The organism is Enterococcus raffinosus (genome assembly GCF_001886185.1).
Classification (GTDB): Bacteria; Bacillota; Bacilli; order Lactobacillales; family Enterococcaceae; genus Enterococcus_A; species Enterococcus_A raffinosus.
The window spans coordinates 1-12254 of the sequence record NZ_JXLA01000020.1 but is presented as its reverse complement, the minus strand read 5'-3'; the positions used below and the strand labels follow the sequence as shown (position 1 = coordinate 12254).

The following is a 12254-nucleotide window of genomic DNA, read 5'->3' as shown; positions in this document are numbered from 1 at the left end:
GATCATTCACTCCTTTTTGTTTTACGTAAAACTACTGTCACTAGGACAATTCCGACTAGGCATCCGCCAAAGAGAACAAACCAGACGTTTTTCCTATCATTCATTTTGGGATACTGCGCAAGCGCTCCAGCTGCCGCTTGTTTCTTCGTTTGAGCTGAACCTGGTTTGTCTGGCTGTTTACTTGTTGAAGAAGTTTTTTGATTGACCACCTGCAGAATGCCTTTGGAGAAGCTATAACTGTTTGCCGAAATATCAAAAGGAACATTCTTTTCACTCAAAAGGTAATCAGCAGGCGCCTTCACTTCTTCTAATGAATAGCTGCCGTAGCGTAGTCCTTTGATTTCGAAGAAGCCTTCTTTATTTGAGGTCAATTTGACTACTCCAGCATCTTCCTTTTTGTCTGTCCAACGGTACGCCTTTTCATCACGCTGCAAATATTGCCCTTTCTCATTTTTAACGACAAACACTGCCCCTGCCAATGTCTGGTCTTTCTTTAGTGCATCGACCTTAATGAATTTTTTCCCGCCTGTTTTTATCTGCCTTTCACGAATGATCTTGTCAAAATCTGTCTCAAGCTCCGCACGATTAATGATTTCATGATCAATCTTCGCTGTGTCCTGCAAAGTCATAGTGTAGGAGACGGATACAGCTTTTCCAGTATGCTCCTTCAATTTTGCTAGATCAAAAACCAAGCTAAAGCCATGGTCCGAGCTTTCTAACTGATACCCCTCGTAAGCTTTATCCGCTACTTGGACTTTGATAGATTTAGCCTCTAATAATAGGCTTGCGTCTGCTTGATCGGAGATGAGGTACTTGCTGTACATTGATAGATTAGAAGGCAGTTGAGTCGTTAGTCTGTACTGGATTGGATCGCCTAGCTGATAACTCGTTTGCTGGTCAAGAATCTTTTTTTCAAAGTGAGGCTGAGTTATCTCATTTTTAGGGTATAAATGGATTGGTCCTTCAAGAATTTCTCCAGCAGCATCTAATACAGGTAATGCCACGATCATATCTGCTCCTTTACTTTTTACGTCGCTGGGTGCCGCACTTTCCCGAAAGAGATACACGGCCTCACTCTCCTCAGAAAGCTTTGGCAAGATGAATGTGGCTATACCATCTTTATCTCCCAACGTCGCTGTTACTTGACGTGCGATGAATTTTCGATCGGAAACATCCATGTTCTGCATTTTCGCTTGAACCTTTTTCACGTCTTTGTCCTCAGAGTCATCTAATAAACGATAGAAATCTGCCGTGACATCATACACATCAAAAGTTACACCATTTAAGCCATCGTACTCCTTCAAACGTTCGTCGCCATCATTCTGAATAGCATCCGGCATTCCATTCTCTGGAAATACGAGTTTGTGTAACGTAAAGGTTATCGTGTCTATCTCTGCTGCAGAGACACGCTCGCTTATTCCCACGACAGTTGAAAGGAGAACCACAAGCAGCATCATCAGCCTAACTAGCTTTTTCATGACCATCCCTCCTCTTTTTTTAGCGAAAAGTGATACCATAATCCAACCAGCAAACCGACAAGACCTAGCGTTATCAGCAATGCCCCACCAGCTCCCCCAGTCTTCGGCAAAGGGGTGCGCGGATTATTTCTAGCTGTAAACTGAATTTGAGCATTCTCTCCTTCTTCACCTTTTTTGACGCTTATATCCTGTTTATCTAGCTCATCGCCATCGTACCTCACGGTGACATCTCCTTGCTTGGAGATCGAAACTGTAAACGCTCCTTTCAATTTGACAAAGCCGTCTGGCGCTTTTGTCTCCTTAACGATGTAGTCTTTTCCTAATAGCAGTGGATACGGATTTTTTTCGGCATCTTGGAACTTTCCGATCCCGCTTTTATCAGTGGTTGCTGTTGCCAGTGTCTGTTCATTTCCAGCCTCACTTAACGCGAATTCTCCCCCCTGCAATTCGCGTTCGTCCATCATACTTTTCTTCAAGATTGCCAATTCAAATGGTTTGAGTTTATTGTTCTTGTGTTCATGAAGATATTCGTGCTCAGGTAGATTACCATCGATGATAAATTTATGAACGGTGTCATCTAATTCGTACCCATCAGGGGCTTTTATTTCTTGTATTGCATATTTTCCATAACGGAGATTTGATATTTTTTCAAGGTCAATACTTTCGCCCTCTCCTATTTGGACGATCCGGTCCTTCTTCACCTTAATACTCGGCAGAAATTCCTGTAATTTACCATCTTTATCAACACGGAAAAGGGCAAATTCAGCAATAGCGTCAATCAATTCTCCTTTTTCATCAATTTTTCTAATTCTTAACGCCCCATCAACTCCGCTAGAAGTGCCTGAACCTTGAGTCGACTTCACTTCCACTTGCTTCACCGTTTCAGTGATTAGATGCCCCTTTCCAAAAAGCGATGCTTTATTTGATATCTGTGTACCATTTTTGAGGGCCGGATCTATGTTCGTGGAATATTCGATGATATAAGGCTCTGATATAGATTCACCTAAAGAGATCGTCAGTGTTTGTGTACCCTTTTCGATGTCGTTAGAAAGTTGTACAGAACGACCTTCTTTACTCAAATCAACACCCTCACCTTTCACGTACAGATTCCCCTTCTTGATTGCTTTATAAGCTTTCACTTTTACTGAGCCATTTTCCTGCTGAAAAGTTTGCTCATTGATCGTAATGGTATCAGTGATGATTGGGTCATTGATTGTTCGACTGTCTTTATTTAATATGATTTCATAGTTTGCCTGCAGCTTGGCTTCTGAATCCTCCATTTCCTGACTGCCATTTTTAGTCAGCCAATCTGTCTTGTAGCTCTTTTCAACAAAGGCTTCCACTTCGAGTTTTTCACCCTCAAAATCCATCTCGGCTTTATTCTTGTATTTGAAGGTATCTTCATCAGCCTTCACTTTAATGAAAAGAGCAAAAGGTTCAGTGATCTCTTTTAAAAGTTTGATGCCAAAATTTTCAGAGTTGGTTCCATTTGAGATAATCTCGTAATCGATATCTTCCTCAAGCTGATCACCGTATCCTGTTAATCCATACTCTGGTCGGTCATAAATCACTTTGTGGATTTTGACCTCTGGATTCGATTGTCCTTCATGAATATCTTCCCAAATGATTGTTCCAGCGTTTAATTTAACTCCCCAAGAATTTATTGGAACGGTCCAATAAACGGAATCCTCTGCTGGCTTCTCTCCTGCAAAGGGACTGACCTGATTTTTATATTCTTCCCCCTTTGCCACAAAAGTCCCGTATTTCCAGCCATTCTGCCCCATCCGAGAATCGATCCATACTTCCGTTTCATCTGAATCGTATCCTTGTCTTTCTTCGCCTTCATATTGATAAGTTACGATTGCTGAATTCACAAAGTAATTACTTTTCTTTGACCCAGAGGGGCTTTGATATTCCATCATAAAATGCGTGTTGTAGCGAATCTGCAGCGTCTCATCGGTACTTGCATAGTCTCCAATCAGCCTAATCACGAACCCGTCTTTGTAATTCTCACCTTTAGACTCTAAGATAAAATCTTTTCCTTTTCTAAGTTCACGAGATTCATCAATATCATTATCATTCGCAGCTTCCTTTTTTAACGGATAAATGTGTAGCGTGTCCTCATTTAAGCGTAAAGCGGATTTATTATTGCCGTTAACGCTGCTATATTTGTCTTCAATTTTGGCATTTTTCATCACGATTTTGTTCTTGTTGATGGTGGTCCACCAAGTTAATTCGCGTTTCATATAATCGGTTCCCTGATGAGATTTAGTTACTCCTAACGTATCCTCATCATCGATACCGCTGCTCCCATTATATTTTTTCCCTTCGACCCAAAGATAATTTACGAATTCCTCGTTTAAAGGTGGGGGAATCTCAAAAGCCTTTGTTTTGTAGCTAAGATAATAGATTCCCGCTTTAGCAAATTTGATGCCGAATCGAACGATTTGGTCGGCATCATTTTTATCTTTCTTCGTTACTTCCTCCGCCCTGATGAACGACCATTGATCCTCCTGCAACGTACGCCCTTTCTCATCTGTAATTGCAAGCGTTGAAGGATCAAAATAATGCAGTGCCCCCTCTGACCAATGATCATTTTTATACATCTGATCAATGATTTCTCCACCATCATTTTTGATCGTCGCCTTCATACGCCAATCAAAAATACCATTTTCAAATTCGGAATCGATCAAGAATTTATAGCTGGGGATATCAACCAAAGAAACTGTTGCTTCTACACCATTCTCAATGAAATTTGATCCTGTGATCGCAGCGGTATTCTGATAAGCATTCGCACTGCCGGAATCTGTGATTCTTGAGCGAACAATGAATTTCACCGGGTGAGTCAGTTTCTGCTTTTGCTTATCTAAATTAGGAAAGGATAGTTCAAAATAGGAACGATCATTTGGTGGTTCAAAGTGCAAACAATGATAAAATTCTGATCCTACCTCCTTCCAATCGCCTGCTTCATCAGGAACCTCGCATTTAATACTTACAAATTTATGGTTTGCTTGCAAATAATCCGTCACTTTGACATTTGCTAGCTTTCGACTGTTTTCATTGATGTTGATTTCCCATGTGATGATGTTGTCATTACCGATCGATCCGGTTTTTTTAATCGCCGCTTTAGCAATCTTGATTTTCACTTCACCACTGGTACTACCATCCTCATTAATTTGCTCTTCAGTAACTATCTCTTCAATATGCTGTTTCACATCTAATTGTGTAGAAAGATGAATCGTTCCCTTACGATTACTTACTTCAGCGGCCTCGTCATTAAACTTGATTGTTAATAAACCGTTGATGTCCAAATCAAAGCTGCCTAAAGGTTCACCACCTGACGTTTCATTTTTTAAAGGTTCATTCTGTATTACCTGATGGACAGCAAAATAATCTGGCAACTGATAAGTATAATAATCTCCTGATTGGATCTCTACCTCATTTTCCAACTGCCACTCAAAATCGACTTGGATATTATTGTCTCTGGTTGGTGGCTTCTCCTCCGAAAAGTTCTCACCATTTTCATCCGTTACTTTCATACTGCGGAGCACCCAAGTTCCTAAAGCATTTAAGTCTCGCCCTGCCTCTCGAAGAGCTTCATTCTTATTCTCAACTTCTGTTTCAATAAATAGTGATTCCATAACCTGATTACCAAAATCAAGGGTTACGTCGGAATTTCCCTTCTTAGGTACTTCTGCTTGAATAGTCACACTTCCTTGGTAATGTTTGACAGATTGATAGTCCGGCAACCTTTCATCAGGAGTCATTTGGTAATTTTGAGCAAAGGTAAATTGAAGGATGCCATTGCTGACTTGAAAGCTTCCCATCCCGTCCGAAAGAATCCCATTTTGCTCGATGTAACTCAGTTCCTCCGGTAATGTCAATTCTCGCGTTTCTCCTTCTTCAATCAGATCCACACTAATCATTTGCCACGCAAGTTCAATCGTTACTGTTTCTAATTCTTTGATACGATTGTCCGGCGAGTTCAATTCACCCATTGCGTCCAAAATAGTTGTATCTACTACCTCGATGTCACTATGGGCTTCTACATTTTCAGCACGACTGCTCGTATTTATTGGGATCAAACTAAAAAGTAAACTGATTACTAGTATCAAACTGGGCATCCACCTTGCTTTTCGCATATTCTCCATCTCCCCCTCCAAAAATTTAAAAAACTATAAAAAAATCGCTAAAAATTAATTATAATTATTCCAAATCGCCCAAATATAACAAAATACATCTTATCTAAATCCTAACAATAAACTTTATATTCATCAAATTAGCACAATAATAACAAACCGCACTACTAAAGAGAGGACTCGTGTAATTTAAAAAGCCTATTCCCCTATACAATGTAAGAATAATTTTTGTTTAACGTTATAGATAAAAAATTTTTAATAGCTGAAATCAATTTCTGTAAAAAAATTTCACTGAATTGATTTCTATCAATAATGAAGAAGAAAGCAAGGCTTATAAATCAAGCTTTCTTCCAATTTTTGATTGTCTTTTCTAGCAAGAAGAGTTTTCCCAAATTTTTTCAAATCCATAATTTAATTGGTCAAAAAAGGTCCTAACCCCTTATTACTTAAGTAGTAAGGGGTTAGGACCTCTAAAATGAACGATAGCCCGCTCAATCAAGAGCGGGCTATCTAACTAATCAATATTTATTATTCTAAAGTTGAGGGTGTTGACTATTACTAAAAATTAACTATTTCTCGTTTAAACGATGTATTCCCAAATCCTTCTAATACATCCTTGTAACCCTATAGTTACGCCAGTTTGATTAAATTTCATTAAAATGAGTTAAAGTGTCGCATAAAAATATTTTTCGTATTAAGTTACTATAACACACTTTTTTACGAATGAAAAATAGCCAAAGGGGATACTAACTAATTCTTTTCAATTATTTAATAATCTTATCGGTATAAAATTTTCCATTTGAGCTCAACCCTGTTCGGAAAAATCAACATTCGCATCTACACCAGAAAATGCTGCTTGTAACGGTGGCAGCTCCACCATTCGAAACTCCATGGCTATCGGTATCCCTCCATTTTGACACTCAGCAGTTTCTTTATTCAATCGCCAAAGGATAGCTCTTCTAAAAATTAGAGAAAACGACATCATTGATACCAAAATAATTTAATCCGTATAGAAACAGCACGATAGCATTTATTAGAAAAGAAAGAAGAATGACGGCATAACGAATCGTTAGATAGGGATATCCTGCTGGACGAAAGCTCGTCAGCTTTTTCCCGTGATAACCAATCGTAATGAAAAGTAGAAGAACCGTCACTATTCCCTGAAAGATCAACCCTAACAAATAAAATATGGAACCTCCATTGTTCAATTGTAGAAAATAGCCTCCTAGGGTCAGTGTATCTATTAAAATTGCGATAAATGGCATAAAATCACCTCTTCTTAATCTTCATATTTTTATTCTACTATCAAAAGCTTAGCACAAAGAATTTTTACAACAGAATAACTTGCTTGCTCCAATACTTATTGACAGATGATACAGGACAAGCTATATTTATATGACCATATATTTTTTTTAGTCATATAAATAGATAGGAGAACTGTATGCCAAAATTTAGCTCTCAAGAAAAGCAAACGATCACCGAGAGATTGCTTCATGTTGCTGAGAAACTTTTTTGTGAGTATGGACTTAAGAAAGTAACCATTGAAGAGATTGCCAAAGCTTCCCTAATCGCAAAAGGCTCTTTTTATACCTTTTATCCCAGCAAAGAAGAACTCTATTTCGAGCTTTTGGTTAATTGTCAAAAGGACATGTGGAGACAATTAGATGCTTATCTATCAGAAAATCGCTCCTTATCGCCAAAAGAGTTGGTTAAAAAGACAGTGATGTTTCTGTTTGAACTGATGAATCAATACCCTTTGATTCAAAAAACGGATAGCGAGACTATGGCGATATTGTTCCGAAAACTCCCTCCAGAAGTCATAGAACATCATTCCAATGAAGATGCTGAAGTATTACAGCTTTTGAGTAATTATGGTGTACGTTTCACTCAACCAATCGAGGTTGTTACAAAGGCGTTTCAAGCCCTTTATGGCGTGATCGTTCTGTTAGAAGAGGAAAAAGAAGCGCTGCGAATGCAAGTATTGTCTGTTATGATAAACGGTCTGGTGAATGAACTAGTGGAGGAATAGTTATGATCCGAGTTAAAAATCTTTTTTATCAGTATCCAAAGAATAATCAAGATACCTTGAAGCAAATCAATTTCGATGTCAAAAAAGGGGAAATTTTTGGATTTTTGGGTCCTTCCGGTGCTGGGAAAAGTACTTTGCAGAAAATTTTGACCGGCACCTTGACTGATTATCGAGGGGAAGTGACTGTCATGGATAGCTCACTGAAGCGGCTTTCCGAAGATTACTATAACAAAATCGGTGTGGACTTCGAGTTCCCCAATTTTTATGGTAAATTCACTGCTTTAGAAAATCTAACCTATTTTTCTTCTTTATATCAACAAGAATCATTAGATCCTCAACCGCTGCTAAGTCGAATGAATTTATGGGAGGATGCTCGAAAGCCCGTCGCACGTTTTTCCAAAGGAATGAAAACGCGTCTCGGATTTATTCGCTGTTTGCTGCACAAGCCTGATCTACTCTTCTTAGATGAACCGACCAGTGGTTTAGACCCGTCAAATGCTCGAATCCTAAAAGACATGATCAAAGAGCTACAGGAAGCAGGAAAGACGATCATCCTTACCACACATAATATGCACGACGCTGAAGAACTCTGCGACCGCGTTGCTTTCATCGTTGATGGCGAAATTCGGGCCTTAGATTCACCAAAAGCTTTTCGACACTCCGTTCAGGAAAATAAGGTCCGTTATACGTTCCTTAATCAGCAAAATAATGAAGAACAACGGACGCTACCTGTAAATGAGCTATATTCCGACCCTCATTTTCAAGCAATGTCCAAAGCAAAAAAAGTGATCCGCGTTCATTCCATCGAACAAAGTTTGGAGGATGTTTTTATTTCTTTGACAGGAAGGCGGCTGCAATGAGATTCCTTTTGACTACTAAACAAGATATGCAGTATCAAATGCGGTATGGTTTTTATTTTATCTACGGTATTCTTACGCTTTTTTATGTTCTTATACTCAGTCAAATCAATGATCCTGTACTGAGAAGTTTGACTGGCTCATTGATTATTCTCGGTGATCCAGCTGTCTTAGGGTACTTCTTTATTGGTGGAATATGGCTGCTTGAACAAGAAGAAGACCTGCACAGTTATATGGCAATCTCTCCTTTAAAGGGCTATGAATATGTATTAGGAAAGATGCTCTCTTTAGGACTTGTTTCTACTTGTTCTGCAACAATCATTGCTGCAATCACTATGTCCTGGATCAATCCCTTTGCTTTAGCAGGAATTGTGTTTATTTCCTCCGGCTTTTTCACATTGGTGGGATTGCTACTGGCTACCTTCGCCAAAACCGTCAACAGTTATTTGATGCTTAGCGTTCCACCAGCCTTGTTGCTTTTGACTCCAGGAATAGCCTCATTGTTCGGAATTGCTCTTCCTTTTGCGGAATTTTTACCGGGAACAATGGTCTTAAAATTAATTCAGTACCTATTTGGTAAGTTCCATGAGCCGTTTCTTTTCAAGATTTTTGGGCTCTCAATTTGGACAGGTGTCTTATTTGTACTAGTAGTTCATCGTGTCCCCTCAAAGATCAATCCTTCAAGGAGGAATAGCTATGCGCGCCACTCTTAAAGTTTTTTTTATTGGTTTTCGAGTGATGTTACGTGACCCGATTATGCTGGTATTGATTCCGGCTCCTTTTCTAGTGGGAGCTACCTTTCACTTTTTCTTGCCAATAGTGAATCAGTTTCTAGTTCAACAGTTCTCTATAGCCATTAACAACTATTATGCTCTAACTGATGGGCTGATGTTACTACTAGCACCTACGCTATTAACTATATCCAGTGCCTTCCTGCTGCTAGAAGAATGCGATGAGGGGATTAGTGGCTATTATCAAGTCACTCCTTCTGGTCGGCTGCATTATTTGATGGCGAGAATTGGGATACCGGCTCTTTGGGGGTTCATTAACAGTATTCTTTTAGGAATAGTGTTTACTCTCTCCTCCCTTACTTTTCTCTCACTCTTTGCCATTTCCTTTATTGCTTCATTGTTTAGTTGCGCCGTTGCTATGATGGTTGTCGCTTTTGCAGCGAACCGAGTAGAAGGTTTGGCGATTTCCAAGCTCACCGGAATAACTATGATTGGGCTGCTAATTCCATGGTTTATTTTTGATTCATGGCGTTGGTTCCTTGGGGTTCTTCCAACTTATTGGTTAGGGCAACTAACACGAGAAGACCTTTTTGGCGTTTCCTTCTTAGCAGGAGTGTTTACCAGCTTCCTTTGGATTGCATTATTCACTAGAAAATTTCTGACAAAATTGAGCGCATAAAAAGGTCGAAACTCATCCTTCTGAGTTTCGACCTTCTTCTATTTTCTATCCAACAACCGCGCCATTCGGCATATCTGCGGGTGCTTCTACCACTTTCAAGGTACCATCTGGGGCTTCAGCAGAAAGGATCATCCCTTGGCTGATTTCTCCACGCATTTTACGTGGTTTTAAATTGGCTACAATGATCAGTTTCTTGCCGACCAAGCTCTCTGGATCTGCGTAATATTCAGCAATTCCCGATAAAATTTGGCGGTCTTGTTTGTCTCCTGCGTCCAAACGGAACTGTAACAGCTTGTCGGCGCCTTCGACTTTTTTACATTCCATGACTTCTGCCACTTTTAGCTCGACTTTATCAAATACATCAAATTTAATTTCTTTATCCTTCACAGAAACCAACTCTGTTTCTTCTGGATTCCATTTGATTTTTTCTTCTTCAGGTTTGCTGCCTTCAGACATTTTCTCTTTGATATAAGCCACTTCTTCCTCCATGTCTAAACGAGGGAAGATTGGTTTACCTTTTGGTGTAACCTTTGTATTTTCTGGGAATTCGCCAAAATGAATGTTTTCTAAATTCATCATGTCCACATTCAAGCCTAATTGTTCAAAAATACGTTTTGGTGTTTGAGTCATGATTGGCTGCAATAGAATAGCTACGATTCGCAGACTTTCCGCTAAGTGAACCATGACACTGTCTAGTTCTGCTTTGCGTTCTTCGTCTTTTGCTAAGACCCAAGGCTCCGTCTCATCGATGTATTTATTCGCACGAGAAACCAACGTCCAAACCTCTGCCAACGCGTTGTTGAACTCCATTTTGTCCATTGATTCACGGTAACGGCTAACAACATTCGCTGCTGTCGTTGACAGCTCGCTGTCAAAATCAGTTACTAGCGATTTATACGCGGGTACAACGCCATCACAATACTTGTTGATCATGGCAACTGTCCGGTTCAACAGATTTCCTAAATCATTGGCTAGATCATAATTCACTCGCGCAACAAAATCCTCCGGTGTGAATACGCCATCGGAACCGAATGGGATCGCTCTTAATAGATAATAACGAACCGCATCCAAGCCATAACGTTCGACTAACATTTCAGGGTACACGACGTTCCCTTTTGATTTAGACATTTTTCCGTCTTTCATCATCAACCAGCCATGCCCATAGATTTTTTTTGGTAATGGCAATTCTAACGCCATCAGCATGATTGGCCAATAAATCGTATGGAAACGGACGATTTCTTTACCGACCATTTGAACATCTGCTGGCCAGTATTTTTGGAATAGGCTGTCATCATCAGAACCATAACCTAAGGCGGTGATGTAGTTTGATAAGGCATCAATCCATACATAAACCACGTGTTCAGGATTCGCGTTGACTGGGATTCCCCATTTGAAGGTTGTCCGTGATACCGCTAAATCTTCCAAACCTGGCTTGATGAAGTTATTGATCATTTCATTTTTACGAGATTCCGGTTGAATAAATTCAGGATGCTCTTCGTAGTATTCCAATAGACGATCTGCGTATTTGCTCATGCGGAAGAAATAAGATTCCTCGCGAACCAATTCAACTTCATGCCCGCTTGGCGCTTTCCCGCCAATTACATTGCCTTCTTCGTCGCGATACACTTCTTCCAGCTGAGTTTCAGTGAAATACTCTTCATCAGATACTGAATACCAGCCCTCGTATTCGCCAAGATAGATATCGCCTTGCTCCAACAATTGATCAAAGATTTTTTTGACCGCCGCTTGATGGTAGTCATCTGTCGTCCGAATAAATTTGTCGTAGCTGATATCCAACGTCTTCCATAATTTCTTGATGTCCGTCGCCATCTTGTCCACATATTCCTGTGGATTTACGCCAAGTTCATCGGCTTTCTTTTCAATTTTTTGTCCGTGCTCATCGACCCCAGTCAAATAAAACACATCAAAGCCCATCATGCGTTTGTAGCGAGCAATCGCATCACAGGCAATCGTTGTATAAGAATTCCCAATGTGCAGTTTGCCACTTGGATAATAAATAGGCGTAGTAATATAAAATGTTTCTTTCTCTGCCATGAGGCTCCTCCTTTAAAAATAGATTCCTACGTAGTATACCACAAAAGCTAATAGCTTTTAATAAATGGATTGCTACTTGTTGGTCAATTATTTATCTATCAAAACTTCAGAAAAGTATCCGCTAACCGTTTGACATCAATTTTTTATAAAAAAATATGGAAACAGCCTTCATCTCGAACACAAACCAGTTTAATGATAAGTAAAACGCAAAATATCCACTGTTACACATATCCTAAATATCGTTCTTTTATCATTTCTATACGCAAAAAATCTCCTTTTTCTTTAC

At 39.6% G+C, this 12254-nt stretch carries 9 protein-coding genes; 4 read left to right on the top strand and 5 right to left on the bottom strand.

All coding sequences use genetic code 11. The annotated features are described in order from the left end of the window. Positions 1 to 2 precede the first annotated feature (2 nt). The 4 genes from RV13_RS11875 to RV13_RS11865 all read right to left on the bottom strand — a co-directional run bounded on the left by RV13_RS11875 (position 3) and on the right by RV13_RS11865 (position 6882). The gene (locus RV13_RS11875; RefSeq protein ID WP_060789294.1) at positions 3 to 1478 is read right to left on the bottom strand and encodes a SpaH/EbpB family LPXTG-anchored major pilin; all 1476 of its coding nucleotides are present in this window, start codon (positions 1476 to 1478) and stop codon (positions 3 to 5) included. After that, complete coding sequence (locus tag RV13_RS11870; RefSeq protein WP_231371758.1) at positions 1475 to 5620, bottom strand: collagen binding domain-containing protein; 4146 nt, start codon at positions 5618 to 5620, stop codon at positions 1475 to 1477. Before RV13_RS11870 ends, RV13_RS11875 begins: the two co-directional genes overlap by 4 nt. Positions 5621 to 6422: 802 nt before the next feature. Next, on the bottom strand, positions 6423 to 6557 hold the full coding sequence (locus RV13_RS21545; protein ID WP_255212359.1) for a hypothetical protein: 135 nt from the start codon (positions 6555 to 6557) through the stop codon (positions 6423 to 6425). Between the two features lie 19 nt (positions 6558 to 6576). Beyond that, entirely contained in the window at positions 6577 to 6882 is a 306-nt protein-coding gene (locus RV13_RS11865) for a hypothetical protein (RefSeq protein ID WP_010745410.1), read from the bottom strand. A gap of 176 nt (positions 6883 to 7058) precedes the next feature. Between RV13_RS11865 and RV13_RS11860 the strand changes: the two genes are divergently transcribed. The 4 genes from RV13_RS11860 to RV13_RS11845 are packed head-to-tail and all read left to right on the top strand — an operon-like array spanning position 7059 to position 9913. Further along, a complete protein-coding gene (locus tag RV13_RS11860; protein ID WP_010745409.1) occupies positions 7059 to 7646 on the top strand; it encodes a TetR/AcrR family transcriptional regulator in 588 nt (195 codons plus the stop codon). Positions 7647 to 7648: 2 nt separating this feature from the next. Continuing rightward, entirely contained in the window at positions 7649 to 8506 is an 858-nt protein-coding gene (locus RV13_RS11855) for an ABC transporter ATP-binding protein (protein ID WP_010745408.1), read from the top strand. Positions 8507 to 8514: 8 nt separating this feature from the next. Beyond that, the gene (locus RV13_RS11850) at positions 8515 to 9216 is read left to right on the top strand and encodes a hypothetical protein (protein WP_249024480.1); all 702 of its coding nucleotides are present in this window, start codon (positions 8515 to 8517) and stop codon (positions 9214 to 9216) included. Next, positions 9200 to 9913 (top strand): hypothetical protein, encoded by a 714-nt coding sequence (locus tag RV13_RS11845; RefSeq protein ID WP_010745406.1) that lies wholly within the window; start codon positions 9200 to 9202, stop codon positions 9911 to 9913. Before RV13_RS11850 ends, RV13_RS11845 begins: the two co-directional genes overlap by 17 nt. 45 nt (positions 9914 to 9958) lie before the next feature. Here the strand turns inward: RV13_RS11845 and metG are convergent, their stop codons facing one another. Next, on the bottom strand, positions 9959 to 11968 hold the full coding sequence (metG, locus tag RV13_RS11840) for a methionine--tRNA ligase (protein ID WP_010745405.1): 2010 nt from the start codon (positions 11966 to 11968) through the stop codon (positions 9959 to 9961). Between the last annotated feature and the right edge of the window lie 286 nt (positions 11969 to 12254).

Bases quoted from the DNA above. Each gene is read 5' to 3' on its own strand.
- RV13_RS11865 (WP_010745410.1), bottom strand. From the start codon at position 6,882: ATGCCATTTATCGCAATTTTAATAGATACACTGACCCTAGGAGGCTAT.
- RV13_RS11845 (WP_010745406.1), top strand. From the start codon at position 9,200: ATGCGCGCCACTCTTAAAGTTTTTTTTATTGGTTTTCGAGTGATGTTA.
- RV13_RS11870 (WP_231371758.1), bottom strand. From the start codon at position 5,620: ATGCGAAAAGCAAGGTGGATGCCCAGTTTGATACTAGTAATCAGTTTA.
- RV13_RS11855 (WP_010745408.1), top strand. From the start codon at position 7,649: ATGATCCGAGTTAAAAATCTTTTTTATCAGTATCCAAAGAATAATCAA.
- RV13_RS11860 (WP_010745409.1), top strand. From the start codon at position 7,059: ATGCCAAAATTTAGCTCTCAAGAAAAGCAAACGATCACCGAGAGATTG.
- metG (WP_010745405.1), bottom strand. From the start codon at position 11,968: ATGGCAGAGAAAGAAACATTTTATATTACTACGCCTATTTATTATCCA.
- RV13_RS11875 (WP_060789294.1), bottom strand. From the start codon at position 1,478: ATGAAAAAGCTAGTTAGGCTGATGATGCTGCTTGTGGTTCTCCTTTCA.